We start from the raw sequence: 17,462 nt of genomic DNA, 5'->3' as shown, positions 1-17,462 counted from the left end.
TTTTTAACGTACAAAAATCCAGTTTTGCGTTTATTCGTCCAGCGGGGACTTTTCGCTGAGATGGCTGTGGTACTGCTGGCGATATTCCGAGGGGGAGCGTTCCGTGTTTTTACGAAACAGGCGGCAGAAGTAGTTGCTGTCAACAAACCCGCAGCTGTGCGCCACTTCTTTGACTTTTAAATCGTACCCTTTGAGTAACGTTTTGGCGTGCTCCAGCCGGGTATGAGTCAGATATTCGTTGAAGCCGACAGAACTGGTTTTCTGAAACAGGTGCGACAGGTAATTGGGAGAAATATAAAACGCCTGCGCCACCGATTCGCGCGTGAGCGGCAAAGCATAATTTTCGTCGATATAGTCGCGAATGGCTTCGAACAGCGCCTGGCTGCGCGACGCGGTTTGGATCTGGCTACCGAGCAAGTCATGACAATGGCTGAGCAGGCTGGTGACGATCAGGCGTGCGGTTTGCTGTTCGTGCGGTTGCATCTGCATTTCATGCAGGGTTTGTAGCAGGAAGGAGCCAACGCGCGGGCCGCGTCGCGCAACATGTTGTTTCGCCAGGTTTTGCAGCATGGCGCCATCCCACTGCGTGACGTTAAAACTGAGCTGTTGCTTGCCAAACAACACGCTTAAGGTAGTGGCCGGGAGCTGCCATTGTGGGTGATTCCAGCTACCGGCGGGAACATACAGCACGTCGTGCTGCGACATTCGCGCGGTTTCGCCGTTGATCCCCGTATCGGTCACCGTGCCTTCCAGCACAATCTCCAGGCGTGGAAAATCGACCTGGCAGGCCTGCGCAGGCGCGGTTCCGGTCACGCCCGCAAAGCATATCTGCCGTAGCGGAGCCGGGCCGTTTATCAGGCGCGAGATAAGATGGCTGACATCGAGACTCATGGTGTCCCTTTAGTTGCTGGCGAAGGGATAACCTTAACTGGCAGGATCAAAAAAGGCCACAACCTGTGTGGCCTTTTGCGATAACCGCTAAATTAGCCGGTATTACGCATACCCGCCGCCACCCCGGCGATCGTGACCATCAGCGCTTGCTCAACGCGGTGATCCGGCTCTTTACCTTCTTCTTCCGCAAGGCGCGAGCGGTGCAGCAGCTCAGCCTGCAACACGTTCAGTGGGTCGGTATAGATATTACGCAACTGGATAGATTCGGCGATCCACGGCAAATCGGCCATTAAGTGCGAGTCGTTGGCGATTGCCAGTACCACTTTGATATCCGCTTCCAGCAGCTTGCGCAGTTCGCTACCCAACGCCCACAGTTCGGGTTTCACCAGACGCTGATCATAATATTCTGCCAGCCACAGGTCGGCTTTCGAGAACACCATCTCCAGCATGCCAAGGCGGGTGGAGAAGAATGGCCAGTCGCGGCACATGGCTTCCAGCTCGCTCTGTTTGCCATCTTCCACCACTTTCTGCAATGCCGCCCCCGCACCCAGCCAGGCAGGCAGCATCAGGCGGTTTTGCGTCCAGGCGAAAATCCACGGGATCGCGCGCAGCGATTCAACGCCACCGGTCGGGCGACGTTTCGCCGGACGCGAACCCAGCGGCAGTTTGCCCAGTTCCTGCTCCGGCGTGGCGGAACGGAAGTACGGTACGAAATCTTTGTTTTCACGCACATAGCCACGGTACATATCGCAGGAGATGGTTGAGAGCTCGTCCATGATATGGCGCCATTCGCTTTTCGGCTCCGGCGGCGGCAGCAGGTTCGCTTCCATGATGGCGCTGGTATAAAGCGACAAGCTGCTGATGGTGACTTCCGGCAGACCGTATTTGAAGCGGATCATCTCGCCCTGTTCGGTGACGCGTAAGCCGCCTTTCAGGCTGCCTGGCGGTTGCGAAAGCAGCGCGGCGTGAGCCGGTGCGCCGCCACGGCCAATAGAGCCGCCACGACCGTGGAACAGTGTCAGTTCAATACCGGCTTTTTCGCAGGTTTTGATTAACGCGTCCTGCGCCTGATATTGCGCCCATGAAGCAGCCATTACGCCCGCGTCTTTCGCCGAGTCGGAGTAGCCAATCATCACCATCTGTTTGCCCTGGATAAAGCCGCGATACCAGTCGATATTCAGCAACTGGGTCATCACGTCGTCGGCGTTATTCAGGTCATCAAGGGTTTCAAACAACGGCGCGACCGGCAGCGCGAAACCGATACCGGCTTCTTTCAGCAGCAGGTGAACTGCCAGCACGTCTGAAGGTGTCTTCGCCATGGAGATCACATACGCGGCGATGGATCCGCGCGGCGCTTCGGCGATCACCCGGCAGGTGTCCAGCACTTCGCGGGTCTCTTCGCTTGGTTCCCACTGGCGCGGCAGCAGCGGACGTTTGGAGTTCAGTTCACGGATCAGGAATGCCTGTTTGTCCGCTTCCGACCAGCTTTCGTAGTCGCCAATGCCCAAATAGCGCGTTAATTCGCCCAGCGCTTCCGTATGACGGGTGCTCTCCTGGCGAATGTCGATGCGCACCAGCGGCACGCCAAAACTCTTCACCCGGCGTAATGTATCAAGCAGCTCGCCATTGGCGATAATGCCCATGCCGCAGGCCTGCAACGATTTATAACAGGCGTAGAGCGGTTCCCACAGTTGCTCGTTTTGCGTCAGCAGCCCGGCAGGTTTCGGTAATTTCTGGCCTTTCAGACGCGCTTCCAGCCAAGCCTGGGTGGCCATCAGATCGCCGCGCAGCTTCTTCATCAGGTAGCGATACGGTTCGCGCGCGCCTTCTGCGCCCGCCAGTTCGCGCAGCTCGTCGGTACACTCCACCATCGACAGTTCGGAAATCAGCAACTGAATATCTTTCAGGAACAGGTCGGTCGCTTTCCAGCGGCTGAGCAGCAGGACATGGCGGGTGATATCGGCGGTCACGTTCGGGTTACCGTCACGGTCGCCACCCATCCACGAGGTAAAGCGCACCGGAACAAAATCCACCGGCAGTTTGTAATTGAGGTTCTCTTCGAGTTGTTCGTTCAGCTCGCGCAGGTAGTTTGGCACACCTTCCCACAGACTGTTTTCCACCACCGCAAAGCCCCATTTGGCTTCATCTACCGGGCTTGGGCGGTTTCTGCGGATTTCATCGGTATGCCAGGACTGAGCAATCAACTGGCGCAGGCGGCGCATCAGCTGGTGGCGTTCATAATCGGCGATGTCGCTGTTATCTAACTGCTTTAAGCAGTTATTCACTTCCACCATTTTGTGAATCAGCGTACGGCGAGTGATTTCGGTTGGGTGCGCAGTCAGCACCAGTTCCAGCGACAGTGATTCAATCGCTTTGATAATCGTGGCTTCGTTGAGATTGGGTTGGTCTTTCAGCTTTCTGATGGTCTGGGCAATCACTTCCGGGTTGCTGGCCGCTTCGCCTTTCGCTGAAATGCTGTGGTATTGCTCAGCAGTGTTGGCAAGGTTCAGGAACTGGCTAAACGCGCGTGCTACCGGCAGCAGCTCGTCATTGGACAGATTCTGCAACGTTGTGAGCAGTTCCTGACGGTTGGCTTCATTCCCGGCGCGAGAAGATTTGGACAGCTTACGGATTGTTTCTACCCGGTCGAGAATGTTCTCGCCGAGTGCATCCTTGATGGTATCTCCCAGCAGTTTGCCGAGCATACTGACATTACTACGCAAAGCGGAATATTGTTCGTTCATGTTACCCCAGACACCCCATCTCATTTTATTTTGTTATATCTGTCGTTGAGCAGATATAAGACACCGTCTTTTATAAAGCCACGTAAAACCCATCGCGTCAATTGTTGCGAAATCGCTTCAGCAAACGAATAAATGCCGACAATTTACGAAATTTAATTCGCATCGTGTCCAATAAGTATTGCTTATGAAAAAGTGACATTTGTCACTCTTTTTCACAGACAAAAACCCCCTCGGATGAGGGGGATTAAGAGCAAAAACAGAATCAGTGCCAGCAGAAATGATGCACAACCTGGGTGATGAGTTCGCGCGTTGGTTTAATAAAGCGGGTTTCCAGGTATTCATCCGGCTGGTGCGCCTGGTTGATAGACCCAGGCCCCAGCACCAGCGTCGGGCAAAGCGTCTGAATAAAGGGCGCTTCGGTGCAGTAGTTCACGACCTCCGTTTCGACGCCGAGCAGTTTTTCTACCACTTCGACCAGGTGGTGATCCGGCGGGCATTCGTATCCCGGAATCGGCGGGTGCAGTTCAGAAATGGTCAAACGGCCCGGCCAACGAGAACTTACTGGTTCCAGTGCATCGTTTAACAGCCCATTGAGATCGTTAAGCGTCATGCCTGGAAGTGGACGGATATCCATGTGCAGTTCGCAACAGGCGCAGATACGGTTTGCCGCATCACCACCGTGAATATGCCCAAGATTCAGCGTCGGATACGGCACGGTGAATGCGTCATAGTGATAACGTTCTTTCAGGCTGTCGCGCAGTTGCAGAATATGGCCGATGGCATCATGCATCAGTTCGATGGCGTTGACGCCGCGCGCCGGATCGCTGGAGTGGCCGGACTGACCAAGAATGCGAATCGCATTAGAGATATGGCCTTTATGCGCACGCACCGGCTGCAACGAGGTCGGTTCGCCAATGATGGCGCAGTCCGGGCGCAGCTGCGTGTTCTCGGAGAAATAGCGCGCACCCGCCATGCTGGTCTCTTCATCGGCGGTGGCGAGCACATACAGCGGCTTGCTCAGTTTTGTCACATCGACGTCACGCAGCGCATCAAGAATAAAGGCGAAAAAGCCTTTCATGTCGGCAGTGCCCAGACCGTAGAGCTTGTTGTCATGTTCGGTCAGCGTGAACGGGTCGCGCGTCCAGCGCCCGTCATCAAACGGCACTGTGTCGGTGTGGCCGGTCAGCAACAGACCGCCCGCGCCGGTTCCGGCACTGGCGAGCATGTTGAATTTATTGCGGGTGCCGGGAACCGGCTGCACTTCAACCGTGAAACCGAGGTCGCCAAACCATCCTGCCAGCAAATTGATTAAAGACGCATTACTCTGATCCAGCGCTTCTTCCGTCGCGCTGATCGACGGCGTGGCTATCAGGGCGCGGTAGATCTCGATAAATGGTGGCAAATTCATTTTCATTGTTGACATACCTGAGTTCGTGATAGTATCAATATTCATGCACTAAATGTGAATAAAAATACATTAATGTTGAGCGTAAAGGAACCCATGCGGCGACTTTGCTCAGCGACGCGGGATTGATGCCGAGTCTTTCCCTGGCACACATGACGTAAGAAGGTAAACCGCCCCAATGTTGAACACATTAATTGTGGGTGCCAGCGGTTATGCTGGTGCAGAGCTAGTGACCTATGTAAATCGCCATCCTCATATGAACATAACCGCTTTGACGGTTTCTGCGCAAAGTAATGATGCAGGAAAATGTATCTCTGATTTACATCCGCAGTTGAAAGGTATGGTTGATCTCCCGTTACAGCCGATGTCCGATATTGGCGATTTCCTGGACGGCGTGGATGTTGTTTTTCTCGCCACAGCCCATGAAGTGAGCCACGATCTGGTGCCAACCTGCCTGGCGGCGGGCTGTGTGGTGTTCGATCTCTCCGGGGCTTACCGCGTTAACGATCCTGCGTTTTATGAAAAATTCTACGGTTTCACCCATCAGCACGCCGATCTGCTGGCGCAGGCGGTTTATGGCCTGGCGGAGTGGAACCATGACAAACTGAAAGAAGCGCAATTAATTGCCGTACCGGGTTGCTACCCGACAGCGGCGCAGCTGTCGTTAAAACCGCTGATCGATGCCGGGCTGCTGGATCTGAACCAGTGGCCGGTGATCAACGCCACCAGCGGCGTAAGCGGCGCGGGACGTAAAGCGGCGCTTTCGAACAGTTTCTGTGAAGTGAGCCTGCAACCTTACGGCGTTTTCAACCATCGCCACCATCCGGAAATCGCTACTCACCTTGGTGCGCAGGTGATTTTCACTCCGCACCTGGCGAGCTTCCCGCGCGGGATTCTTGAAACCATTACCTGCCGTTTGCAACCGGGCGTTACCCATGCGCAGGTGGCGGATGTGTTCAAACAAGCCTACGACAGCAAACCGCTGGTGCGTTTGTACGAGAAAGGCGTGCCGGCGTTGAAAAACGTGGTTGGCCTGCCGTTCTGCGATATCGGTTTTGCGGTACAGGATGAGCACCTGATTGTCGTCGCCACGGAAGATAACTTGCTAAAAGGCGCGGCGGCGCAGGCAGTACAGTGCGCGAATATTCGTTTTGGCTATGCTGAAACTCAGTCACTTATTTAATTGAACAGGCGTGATGATGAATCCATTAATTATTAAGCTCGGTGGCGTACTGCTGGATAGCGAGGAAGCGCTGGAGCGTTTGTTTACGGCACTGGTGCACTATCGTGAATCTCATCAGCGCCCGTTAGTGATTGTCCACGGCGGCGGCTGCGTGGTGGATGAGTTAATGAAACAACTCAACCTGCCGGTGAAAAAGAAAAATGGCCTGCGCGTGACCCCGGCGGATCAGATTGACATCATCACCGGTGCGCTGGCCGGTACGGCCAACAAAACCCTGCTGGCGTGGGCGAAGAAACACCATATCGCCTCTGTCGGCCTGTTCCTCGGCGATGGCGACAGCGTGAAAGTGACACAACTGGATGAAGAGCTGGGGCATGTGGGCCTGGCGCAACCGGGTTCACCGAAACTGATTAACGCGCTGCTCAATGGCGGTTTCTTGCCGGTGATCAGCTCCATTGGCGTCACCGATGAAGGTGAGTTGATGAACGTCAACGCCGACCAGGCGGCAACCGCGCTGGCTGCAACATTGGGTGCGGATCTGATCCTGCTGTCTGATGTAAGCGGCATTCTGGACGGTAAAGGCCAGCGCATTGCCGAGATGACAGCAGCGAAAGCGGAGCAATTGATTGCCCAGGGCATCATTACCGATGGCATGATCGTCAAAGTGAATGCGGCGCTGGATGCGGCGCGCACGCTGGGTCGCCCGGTGGATATCGCTTCCTGGCGTCATGCCGAGCAGTTACCCGCGCTGTTTAACGGCACGCCGATCGGCACCCGTATTCTGGCGTAACGACACAACAATTTATGTAGGCCGGGCAGGCGCAGCGCCGTCCGGCAAAACGGATAAAGAGAAGGAACCACACTATGGCACTTTGGGGCGGGCGTTTTACTCAGGCAGCGGATCAACGGTTCAAACAGTTCAATGACTCTTTGCGCTTTGACTATCGCCTGGCGGAGCAGGATATTGTTGGCTCTGTGGCCTGGTCTAAAGCGCTGGTAACCGTTGGCGTGTTGACAGCGGCTGAGCAGCAGCAACTGGAAGAAGCGCTGAATAATTTGCTGGAAGAGGTGCGTGCTAATCCGCAGCAGATCCTGCAAAGCGATGCAGAAGATATTCACAGTTGGGTGGAAGGTAAGCTCATTGATAAGGTTGGCCAACTGGGCAAAAAACTGCACACCGGACGCAGTCGTAATGACCAGGTCGCGACCGATCTGAAGCTGTGGTGCAAAGACACCATCAGTGAATTGCTGCTGGCGAATCGCCAGTTGCAGAGCGCGCTGGTGGTGACGGCGGAAAATAACCAGGACGCCGTTATGCCGGGTTATACGCACCTGCAACGTGCGCAACCGGTGACGTTCGCGCACTGGTCGCTGGCCTATGTTGAGATGCTGGCGCGTGATGAAAGCCGTTTGCAGGATACGCTGAAACGCCTGGATGTCAGTCCGCTAGGCAGCGGCGCACTGGCAGGAACGGCGTATGAAATCGACCGTGAGCAGTTAGCGGGCTGGCTGGGTTTTGCCTCGGCAACCCGCAATAGCCTCGATAGCGTCTCCGACCGCGATCACGTGCTGGAGCTGCTTTCTGATGCGTCAATTGGCATGGTGCATCTGTCGCGCTTTGCCGAAGATCTGATTTTCTTTAACTCCGGCGAAGCGGCGTTTGTTGAGCTTTCTGACCGCGTAACCTCTGGTTCTTCGCTGATGCCGCAAAAGAAAAACCCGGATGCGCTGGAGCTGATCCGTGGTAAGTGCGGCCGTGTGCAGGGCGCGTTAACCGGCATGATGATGACGCTAAAAGGCCTGCCGCTGGCGTACAACAAAGATATGCAGGAAGACAAAGAAGGGCTGTTCGATGCGCTCGACACCTGGCTTGACTGCCTGCACATGGCGGCGCTGGTGCTGGACGGTATTCAGGTGAAACGCCCGCGCTGCCAGGAAGCGGCGCAGCAGGGGTACGCTAACGCCACCGAACTGGCGGATTATCTGGTTGCGAAAGGCGTGCCGTTCCGCGAAGCGCACCACATTGTTGGTGAAGCGGTGGTAGAAGCGATTCGCCAGGGCAAGCCGCTGGAAGATCTGCCGCTTGCCGATTTGCAAAAATTCAGCGATGTGATTGGCGACGATGTTTATCCCATTCTGTCACTGCAATCCTGCCTGGATAAACGCGCGGCGAAAGGCGGCGTGTCACCGGTGCAGGTTGCGCAGGCGATTGCGGATGCGAAGGCGCGGCTGGTGTAAGTGCGGCGCGGTTTGCAAACAGGAGCCTGGCGTTACGCCGGGCTTTTTTATGCAAAAAAAAGCGGACTCTCAGGTCCGCAAAACGTTCACGTTGGCTTTAGTTGTTCAGAGAGAAACAGGGGTAGTGGCCTCATCACGGGTCAAACAGAGGTACCGCTTCGTTTCTGGTGCTAATTATTGAACAGAATGCTTGATAGGGATAATCGTTCGTTGCTATGCTATCTATCGCCATGAACTATCGTGGCGACGGAGGATGAATAATGAATATTCGTGATCTTGAGTACCTGGTGGCGTTAGCCGAACACCGCCATTTTCGCCGTGCAGCCGACTCTTGCCACGTCAGCCAGCCCACGCTGAGCGGGCAGATCCGTAAACTGGAAGATGAACTTGGCGTAATGCTGCTGGAGCGTACCAGCCGCAAAGTGCTGTTCACCCAGGCGGGTTTGTTGCTGGTAGATCAGGCGCGCACTGTGCTGCGCGAGGTCAAAGTGCTGAAGGAAATGGCAAGCCAGCAGGGGGAAACGATGTCCGGCCCGCTGCATATTGGCCTGATCCCAACCGTTGGACCTTACCTGTTGCCGCACATCATTCCGCTGCTGCACCAGACTTTCCCGAAACTGGAAATGTATCTGCATGAAGCGCAGACGCATCAACTGCTGGCGCAGCTGGACAGCGGCAAGCTCGACTGCGCGATCCTCGCGCTGGTGAAAGAGAGCGAAGCCTTTATTGAGGTGCCGCTGTACGATGAGCCGATGATGCTGGCGATTTATGAAGATCACCCGTGGGCGAACCGCGAATGTGTGCCGATGGCTGACCTGGCGGGCGAAAAGCTGCTGATGCTGGAAGACGGGCACTGCCTGCGCGACCAGGCGATGGGCTTCTGCTTTGAAGCGGGTGCGGATGAAGATACGCATTTCCGCGCAACCAGCCTGGAAACGCTGCGCAATATGGTCGCCGCCGGGAGCGGTATCACCTTGCTGCCTGCGCTTTCCGTTCCGCGCGAGCGTAAACGCGATGGCGTGGTGTATCTGCCGTGCATCAAACCTGAACCGAAACGCACGGTTGGGCTGGTGTATCGCCCGGGTTCGCCGCTGCGCAGCCGCTATGAGCAGCTGGCAGAGGCCATCCGTGGTGCGATGGATGGCCATTTCGACACGGCGTTAAAACAGGCGGTTTAAGCCGTTTAGCGCCGCTACCCGGTAGGCTTCCGCCATGGTCGGGTAGTTAAAGGTGGTGTTAACAAAGTACTCGATGGTGTTACCGCCACCTTTCTGCTCCATAATCGCCTGGCCGATATGAATAATTTCGGCCGCGCGCTCGCCAAAGCAGTGAATCCCCAAAATCTCTTTCGTTTCGCGGTGAAACAGGATCTTCAGCGTACCGACATTCATGCCGACAATCTGCGCCCGCGCCAGGTGTTTAAACTGCGCGCGACCCACTTCATACGGCACTTTCATGGCCGTGAGCTGCTGTTCGGTTTTGCCCACGGAACTGATCTCCGGAATGGTATAAATCCCGGTCGGAATATCTTCAATCAGATGCGCCGTGGCTTCACCTTTGATCATCGCCTGCGCGGCAATGCGCCCCTGATCGTAAGCCGCTGATGCCAGGCTTGGGTAACCAATCACATCACCTACCGCATAGACGTGCGGCAGCGCGGTCTGGTACATGCTGTTAACCTTCAACTGACCGCGTCCGTCCGCTTCAAGGCCAATATTCGCCAGTTGCAGGCTGTCGGTGTTCCCGGTACGGCCGTTGGCGTAGAGCAGGCAGTCGGCTTTCAGTTTTTTGCCGGATTTCAGGTGCATAATCACCCCGTCATCCAGCGGCTCAATGCGCTCATACTCTTCGTTATGGCGGATAACGACGCCGCTATTCCAGAAGTGATAAGAGAGTGAGTCCGACATCTCCTGATCAAGGAACGCCAGCAGGCGATCGCGCGTGTTGATCAGATCCACTTTGACGTTCATACCGCGGAAGATCGACGCGTATTCGCAACCGATCACCCCCGCGCCATAGATGATCACATGGCGGGGTTCGTGGTGCATATCGAGGATCGAGTCGCTGTCGTAAACGCGCGGATGGGCGAAATCGACATCGGCAGGACGGTAGGGTCGTGAGCCGCAGGCGATAACAAACTTTTCGGCAGTGATGGTTTCGACAGTGCCGTCGTGACACTCCAGCGCCAGTGTGTGGTCATCAATAAAATGGGCGTTGCCTTCTAAAATTTCACAGCGGTTACGCTCATAAAAGCCCTGACGCATGCGCGTTTGCTGATTAATCACGCTTTCAGCATGGTTCAGGATATCGGCGAAAGAGGAGCGGAGAAGGCGGGTGTGGTCACTGTAGAGCGGGTTTTGGTTGAATTCGATAATACGGCTAACGGCGTGACGCAACGCTTTTGAGGGGATGGTGCCCCAATGCGTACAGCCACCGCCGACATTATGGTAACGCTCAATAACCGCGACCCGTGCTCCTTGTTTAACCAGGCCCATGGCTGCGCCTTCGCCGCCGGGGCCGGAGCCTATTACTATTGCATCATAATCGTAGGAATGTGGCATGGTAAGGCTTACCTGTTCTTATACATAAAAGCAACATAATACTAACATCAAAGCGGCGGTAACCCAATTATCGTTGTGCTCTTTTGCCACGAAAAAGAAGAAACTGCGCGTAAACAATCAGTCACAATCCAGTACAATCGGATCGGTTTTATTCTCTGGTATAGTGCCAGCGGGCCCCTGGAAGGATTCAAACATCGTGATGGGTGTAAGAGCGCAACAAAAAGAGAGAACCCGGCGTTCGCTGATCGAAGCCGCATTTAGCCAACTCAGCGCGGAGCGCAGCTTCGCCAGCCTGAGCCTGCGGGAAGTCGCCCGTGAGGCAGGCATTGCGCCAACGTCTTTTTATCGTCATTTCCGTGATGTGGATGAACTCGGTCTGACCATGGTGGACGAAAGCGGGTTAATGCTGCGCCAGTTGATGCGCCAGGCGCGTCAACGTATTGCGAAAGGCGGTAGCGTGATCCGCACGTCGGTTTCCACATTTATGGAATTTATCGGCAATAACCCCAATGCTTTTCAGCTCCTGTTGCGGGAACGCTCCGGAACGTCCGCCGCCTTTCGTGCGGCGGTAGCGCGTGAGATCCAACATTTTATTGCGGAACTTGCCGACTACCTTGAACTCGAAAACCATATGCCGCGCGCGTTCACCGAAGCGCAAGCCGAAGCGATGGTGACGATTGTCTTCAACGCCGGTGCTGAGGCGCTGGATGTGGGGGCGGAACAACGCAGGCAATTAGAAGAGCGACTGGTACTACAATTGCGCATGATTTCAAAAGGCGCGTATTACTGGTATCGCCGTGAACAGGAAAAACTGGCGCATCAACCGACGAGTGAAGGATGAGTAATGAAACAGTCTGGTCAAGATAAAGGTACGTTGCTGCTGGCGCTCATCGCTGGCTTATCGATTAACGGTACGTTCTCCGCCGTGTTCAGCTCTATTGTACCGTTTTCCATATTCCCGATTATTTCGCTGGTGCTGACGGTGTACTGTCTGCATCAACGCTATCAAAATCGCACTATGCCGGTGGGGCTGCCAGGCCTTGCCGCCGCGTGTTTTATCCTCGGAGTGCTGATTTACAGTACGGTGGTACGCGCCGAGTACCCGGATATCGGTTCTAACTTCCTGCCTGCCGTATTGTCGGTGGTGCTGGTTTTCTGGATTGGTTTTCGTCTGCGCGGTCGCAAACACGAAGCCTCTGAATAAGCGTTAACCCCTCTCCCTGCGGGAGAGGGGTTTATATTCGTGAATAAGTGAGCGCCGACAATTATCTCTTTCTTTTTTATCCTCCGAAATAGTTTCCAGCCTTAATGAATTAATAATTTATTAATTAAAAAAATCTACGATGTAATTCCCTTTCTTTGTTGTACTGGAGCGGCATTTTATTCGGTTGCCTGATGCTTTCAGGTTGCAGGTAAAAATTAACTCTGGACATCCTCATGAAAAAAATAACACAACTTCTATTAGCCACTGCAGGTTTAGTTATTTCGATCACCGGATCTGCGGATACAACAAAAATGAACGTGAGCGAACATCGTATTCCGGCGATAAAGCTCATTAATACGCAGGATAACCACTCTGCGTTTATTAAAGGTTCTGTTCCCTCGCTGGCGAAGCTCTCTTCGCAAAATCTCTACTTCAGCAATACCTTCGAAGAGTGGCAAAAAGGTGTGCATCCGGCACCGAAGAAGCAATACGTGGTGACGATGAAAGGTAAGTTGAAGTTCAGGGTCAGCGATGGCTCAACCTTCATCATCGAACCCGGCACCATTTTGCTTGCGGCAGACACGGCGGGAGAAGGTCACAGCTGGGATATTGTCGACGGTAAAGAGTGGGTTCGTGTTTATATTCCGGTAGGCGATGATGATCACTTTATTGCCGATAAATAACCCGTAAAAGACATTACTTCTCAGCCCTGTTTCGTGCAGGGCTGATTGCTTAATAACAGGATTAAATATCTCTGGTAATATAAATACCGTGTCAGAACATTCACAAATTATTATAAAATAACGTTAGCGCGATCACGTTCCGCAATCGTCATTATTCTGATAAATAAATAGTTACGTGCAGCAGTTATTTTCCTCTCACCACTATTATTCGGCTGGCCTGTTTGACAGGCCAGCCGTTAAATGGAATTGGCGTATTTTATACAGCGCTGAATAGCGCTATTTGTCTTTACGCGTAAGCAGTACACCGCACTCCATGTGGTGCGTATACGGGAATTGATCGAACAGCGCCAGACGTGAAACGTTGTGCGTCTGGCTCAATGTTTCCAGGTTCTTACACAGTGTTTCCGGATTGCAGGAGATATACAGAATACGCGAATAGGCCTGCACCATTTTCTCGGTTTCCGCGTCCAGCCCGCTACGCGGGGGATCGACGAAAATCGTTTCGCACTGGTAGCTCGTCAGATCGATTCCTTGTAAACGGTTAAAGGCGCGTACGCCATTCATCGCCTGGGTAAACTCTTCGGCGGACATGCGGATAATCTGCACGTTATCGATGTGGTTAGCCGCGATATTGTATTGCGCTGCCGCCACGGACGGTTTGGCGATTTCGGTGGCCAGTACACGATCGAAATTGCGCGCCAGCGCCAGCGAGAAGTTGCCGTTTCCGCAGTACAACTCCAGCAGATCACCCGTAGAATGACGCGTAACATCCAGCGCCCACTCCAGCATCTGAATGTTCATCGCCGCGTTAGGCTGCGTAAAGCTGTTCTCCACCTGGCGGTAGATCATCTCTCTGCCGCCGACCGGCAGACGCTCGTCGACAAAATCCTGATCCAGCTCGATTTTGGTTTTCGTCGCACGGCCAATCAGCTGCACATTCAGATTCTGCGCGCGCAGCGCGTCACGCAGACGCGCGGCTTCTGTTTGCCATTCATCATCCAGCTTTTTGTGGTAGAGCAGGGTGACAATCGCCTGGTTGCTGATGGTGCTCAGGTAGTCAATCTGGAACAGCTTATGACGCAGGGTTTTATTTCCGCGTACCGCCTCGATCATGACCGTCATTAATTGGTTAATCAGCTCGCTTGCCGCCGGGAAGCTATTCACCCGAATACGTGATTTGGTCTGCTGATCGAAAATGATGTGGTAGAGATCATCGCCGTCATGCCAGATGCGGAATTCGGCGCGCATACGGTAATGGCTGACCGGTGAGCGGAACACCTCCGGAAGCGGCGCGGAAAAAGGCGTCATCATCGATTGCAGACGCACGACTTTTTCGGCCAGTTGGGCTTCGTACTGATCTGTCGGCAGGTGTTCGGGGGTCATCATGCTTCCTGAGTGATTAAGAATAACGCGGGGATTGTAGGCATTGCTCAGACGATGTCCAGCCCCGGATGCGAGCTAAATAGTCAGTTAGCAGTCTGGACATCCATATGTTACAGAATGTAGCATCCCTGTTCCGGTCCTGTGAGTTAAAAGGGAATCCAGTGAGAATCTGGGGCTGACGCGCAGCGGTAAGGATCAAGGTGAGAGAGCAGACACTGCCTGTTGGGTGGGAAGTCGCTTTCTTGATGTACCTCCAAGCCCGAAGACCTGCCGGTATACGTCGCATCTGGTTGACATCATCGCGTGCTATTGATGGAACCTGCGGCATCCTTACTCTTATGTGGATGCTTTCACAATGATTAAAAAAGCTTCGCTGCTGACGGCGCTCTCCGTCACAGCTTTTTCCGGCTGGGCGCAAGATAGCAGCTCAGACAATTTGGTGGTGACAGCAAATCGTTTTCAACAACCGGCTAAGACGGTGCTTGCACCAACGGAAGTGGTGACGCGTGAGGACATCGATCGCTGGCAGTCTCGCTCACTGGTTGATGTGTTGCGTCGCCTGCCTGGTGTTGATATTGCGCAAAACGGCGGATTAGGCCAAACCGCCTCGGTTTATGTGCGGGGCACGGAAGCGAAACACCTGCTGCTGTTGATTGATGGCGTACCGGTCGCGCGCTCCGGGATTTCCAACGATCCCGAACTGAATCAAATCCCGCTCTCTTTAGTGCAACGCGTTGAGTATATTCGCGGGCCGCGCTCTGCTGTGTATGGCTCAGGGGCAATTGGCGGCGTGGTTAACGTCATTACCATGACCGGCAATGAGAAATCACAAATCAATGCCGGGGTTGGTTCGAAGGGCTATCAGACGTATGACGGTACGCTGCGCCAGCGATTTGGCGACACGGTGGCGACGGCGGCGGGTTCTTATACCAGCACGCGCGGTTTTAACGCGCAGCCCGGTTCAAGCTGGGATCATGATGAAGATCGCGACGGCTATCGCAACAAAACGTTCTGGGGCAGCCTGCAGCACAAGTTTAACGACAACTTCGATGGCTTTTTTCGTGGCTATAACTTTAGCAACAACGTGGATTACGACCTTGGCAGCGCGCCGTATTTGCCAGCCTATAGCGCTGATGAGCGTCAGCTGTTTGTTCAGGGTTGGGATACCGGGCTGAATTTCACCCAGGGGATTTACTCGTCCCAGTTGCTGGCAAGCTACCAGAAAAGCAAAGACTACAACTACAGCAGCATTTATGGTCGTTATAACGACGGCACCACGCTGGATGATATGGAACAGCGCTATATCCAGTGGGGTAATAACGTTGATGTAGGTAAAGGCTCTGTTGGCGCAGGCGTAGACTGGAAACAGGAGCGTCTGGTTTCTTCTAATAAAACGACGCGCGATGCTTATGAGCGTGAGAACACGGGTCTGTACCTGAACGGAATGCAACAGTTCGGCGACGTGACGCTGGAAGCTTCTGGTCGTGAAGATAAAGATGACGAATTCGGCTGGCATGGCACCTGGCAGACCGCCGCAGGCTGGGAGTTCGTTGAGAATTATCGTCTGACCGTTTCTTACGGCACTGGTTTCCTGGCACCTTCTTTAGGCCAACAGTTTGGTGCGAAGCGCTTTGATATTGCTTCCAACCCGAATCTGAAACCGGAAGAGTCCAGACAGTGGGAGGCGGGCGTTGAAGGCTTAACCGGCCCGCTGGACTGGCGTCTTTCCACGTATCGTTATGAGATCGAAAACCTGATCACCTACAGCGATACGGCTTACTACAACATCAACTCGGCCACCATTAAAGGCGTTGAATGGACGGGTAGCGTCGATACCGGCATTTTCTCGCATCGCGTGACGCTGCAATATATTGACCCGCGTGATGATGAAACCCATGAAGTGCTGCCGCGTCGTGCGAAGCGCCAGGCGAAGTATCAGCTTGACTGGTCCGTATTGAATGTCGATATGGATCTGGCTTGGGAGTACTTCGGTAAGCGCTATGACAACCGCACTTCGACCTATAATCCTGAGCAACGTATTTTGCCAAGTTATAGTACGGTTGATTTTTCTGCCTCATATCCTGTGACCTCTCATCTGACAGTTCGTGGTAAAATCGCCAACCTGTTCGATAAAGAGTACGAGACAGCATATGGCTACCAAACTGCAGGACGGGAATACACCTTGTCTGGCAGCTACACCTTCTGACGCACGTCCTACCGTGCTGGTGTTTGACTCCGGCGTCGGTGGGTTATCCGTTTATGATGAGATCCGGCATCTCCTGCCGGATCTGCATTACATCTACACATTTGACAATGTCGCTTTCCCCTATGGCGAGAAGAGCGAAGCGTTTATCGTTGAGCGCGTTGTCGAAATCGTCACTGCCGTTCAGGCCCAATACCCCCTCGCACTGGCTGTTATCGCCTGTAACACGGCGAGCACCGTATCGTTACCTGCGCTGCGGGAGAAGTTTTCCTTCCCTGTCGTCGGTGTTGTGCCTGCCATCAAACCCGCAGCGCGCCTAACGGCGAACGGCGTGGTAGGGCTGCTGGCAACGCGGGGGACGGTGAAGCGCCCTTATACACACGAACTGATTTCGCGTTTCGCGAATGAGTGCCGGATTGAGATGCTGGGTTCGGCGGAATTAGTGGTGCTGGCGGAAGCGAAACTGCATGGTGAAACGGTCTCGCTGGATGAGCTGCGACATATCCTTCGCCCATGGCTACGCATGAAAGAGCCACCGGATACGGTGGTGCTGGGATGTACGCACTTTCCTTTACTGCAAGATGAATTGCTGCAAGTGTTACCGGAAGGGACGCGTTTGATTGATTCAGGTGCGGCAATTGCGCGACGTACTGCCTGGCTGCTTGAACACGAAGCGCCGGATGCGAAATCTTCCGATGAGAATATTGCCTATTGCATGGCCTTAACGCCAGAGACCGCACAATTATTGCCCGTTTTGCAACGCTATGGATTCAAAAAGCTCGAAAAACTGGCGCTTTAGCGCAGTTTTGCGCAAAAAAGAGACGGTTGAAAAGTTTTTTGAAATTAGGGGTTGTCAGCGGGAATTAACGCCCTATAATGCGCCACCACTGACACGGCACAACGGCAAATACACCGGCCTGTCAGGTGAAGAAATCTGAAAATAAACAGTTGACTTCACGGCGGGAAA

14 protein-coding genes and 1 riboswitch are annotated in these 17,462 nt (G+C 54.0%); of the genes, 9 read left to right on the top strand and 5 right to left on the bottom strand.

The genetic code is table 11. The features are described from left to right. Positions 1 to 30 precede the first annotated feature (30 nt). The 3 genes from BN2591_RS18120 to argE all read right to left on the bottom strand — a co-directional run bounded on the left by BN2591_RS18120 (position 31) and on the right by argE (position 5,049). On the bottom strand, positions 31 to 891 hold the full coding sequence (locus BN2591_RS18120) for an AraC family transcriptional regulator (RefSeq protein WP_086873287.1): 861 nt from the start codon (positions 889 to 891) through the stop codon (positions 31 to 33). 92 nt (positions 892 to 983) lie between these two features. Further along, positions 984 to 3,635, bottom strand: a complete 2,652-nt coding sequence (gene ppc / locus BN2591_RS18115; protein ID WP_086873286.1) for a phosphoenolpyruvate carboxylase — start codon at positions 3,633 to 3,635, stop codon at positions 984 to 986. Positions 3,636 to 3,897: 262 nt separating this feature from the next. Beyond that, positions 3,898 to 5,049, bottom strand: a complete 1,152-nt coding sequence (argE, locus tag BN2591_RS18110; RefSeq protein WP_086873285.1) for an acetylornithine deacetylase — start codon at positions 5,047 to 5,049, stop codon at positions 3,898 to 3,900. 169 nt (positions 5,050 to 5,218) lie between these two features. Here argE and argC point away from each other — a divergent pair, with 169 nt between their 5' ends. The 4 genes from argC to oxyR all read left to right on the top strand — a co-directional run bounded on the left by argC (position 5,219) and on the right by oxyR (position 9,639). After that, positions 5,219 to 6,223, top strand: a complete 1,005-nt coding sequence (gene argC / locus BN2591_RS18105) for an N-acetyl-gamma-glutamyl-phosphate reductase (protein ID WP_086873284.1) — start codon at positions 5,219 to 5,221, stop codon at positions 6,221 to 6,223. A 13-nt stretch (positions 6,224 to 6,236) separates the two neighbouring features. Beyond that, the gene (gene argB, locus BN2591_RS18100; RefSeq protein WP_086873283.1) at positions 6,237 to 7,013 is read left to right on the top strand and encodes an acetylglutamate kinase; all 777 of its coding nucleotides are present in this window, start codon (positions 6,237 to 6,239) and stop codon (positions 7,011 to 7,013) included. Positions 7,014 to 7,087: 74 nt separating this feature from the next. Then, the gene (gene argH / locus BN2591_RS18095) at positions 7,088 to 8,461 is read left to right on the top strand and encodes an argininosuccinate lyase (protein WP_045512284.1); all 1,374 of its coding nucleotides are present in this window, start codon (positions 7,088 to 7,090) and stop codon (positions 8,459 to 8,461) included. A gap of 260 nt (positions 8,462 to 8,721) precedes the next feature. Then, on the top strand, positions 8,722 to 9,639 hold the full coding sequence (oxyR, locus tag BN2591_RS18090) for a DNA-binding transcriptional regulator OxyR (protein ID WP_017459619.1): 918 nt from the start codon (positions 8,722 to 8,724) through the stop codon (positions 9,637 to 9,639). On the opposite strand, the gene sthA is transcribed toward oxyR, so the two are convergent. Beyond that, positions 9,622 to 11,022, bottom strand: coding sequence for a Si-specific NAD(P)(+) transhydrogenase (gene sthA / locus BN2591_RS18085; protein WP_086873282.1), 1,401 nt, complete (start codon positions 11,020 to 11,022; stop codon positions 9,622 to 9,624). The two genes, oxyR and sthA, sit on opposite strands and share 18 nt — an antisense overlap. A gap of 196 nt (positions 11,023 to 11,218) precedes the next feature. On the opposite strand from sthA, the gene fabR reads away from it, so the two are divergent. The 3 genes from fabR to BN2591_RS18070 all read left to right on the top strand — a co-directional run bounded on the left by fabR (position 11,219) and on the right by BN2591_RS18070 (position 12,909). After that, positions 11,219 to 11,863 (top strand): HTH-type transcriptional repressor FabR, encoded by a 645-nt coding sequence (gene fabR / locus BN2591_RS18080; RefSeq protein WP_017459617.1) that lies wholly within the window; start codon positions 11,219 to 11,221, stop codon positions 11,861 to 11,863. 3 nt (positions 11,864 to 11,866) lie between these two features. After that, complete coding sequence (locus BN2591_RS18075; protein WP_086873281.1) at positions 11,867 to 12,226, top strand: YijD family membrane protein; 360 nt, start codon at positions 11,867 to 11,869, stop codon at positions 12,224 to 12,226. Positions 12,227 to 12,459: 233 nt separating this feature from the next. Beyond that, positions 12,460 to 12,909 (top strand): cupin domain-containing protein, encoded by a 450-nt coding sequence (locus BN2591_RS18070; protein ID WP_086873280.1) that lies wholly within the window; start codon positions 12,460 to 12,462, stop codon positions 12,907 to 12,909. Between the two features lie 276 nt (positions 12,910 to 13,185). On the opposite strand, the gene trmA is transcribed toward BN2591_RS18070, so the two are convergent. Continuing rightward, positions 13,186 to 14,292 (bottom strand): tRNA (uridine(54)-C5)-methyltransferase TrmA, encoded by a 1,107-nt coding sequence (gene trmA, locus BN2591_RS18065; RefSeq protein ID WP_086873279.1) that lies wholly within the window; start codon positions 14,290 to 14,292, stop codon positions 13,186 to 13,188. 117 nt (positions 14,293 to 14,409) lie between these two features. Further along, a riboswitch (cobalamin riboswitch) is annotated at positions 14,410 to 14,581 on the top strand. A 66-nt stretch (positions 14,582 to 14,647) separates the two neighbouring features. On the opposite strand from trmA, the gene btuB reads away from it, so the two are divergent. Then, complete coding sequence (btuB, locus tag BN2591_RS18060) at positions 14,648 to 16,498, top strand: TonB-dependent vitamin B12 receptor BtuB (RefSeq protein ID WP_086873278.1); 1,851 nt, start codon at positions 14,648 to 14,650, stop codon at positions 16,496 to 16,498. After that, complete coding sequence (murI, locus tag BN2591_RS18055) at positions 16,443 to 17,294, top strand: glutamate racemase (protein ID WP_086873277.1); 852 nt, start codon at positions 16,443 to 16,445, stop codon at positions 17,292 to 17,294. The genes btuB and murI overlap by 56 nt, the downstream gene beginning before the upstream one ends. Positions 17,295 to 17,462 lie beyond the last annotated feature (168 nt).

It is taken from the genome of Kosakonia pseudosacchari (genome assembly GCF_900184035.1).
Taxonomy (GTDB): domain Bacteria; phylum Pseudomonadota; class Gammaproteobacteria; order Enterobacterales; family Enterobacteriaceae; genus Kosakonia; species Kosakonia pseudosacchari.
Note: the sequence above shows the minus strand (reverse complement) of the source record. Positions and strands in the feature narration are given on the sequence as shown.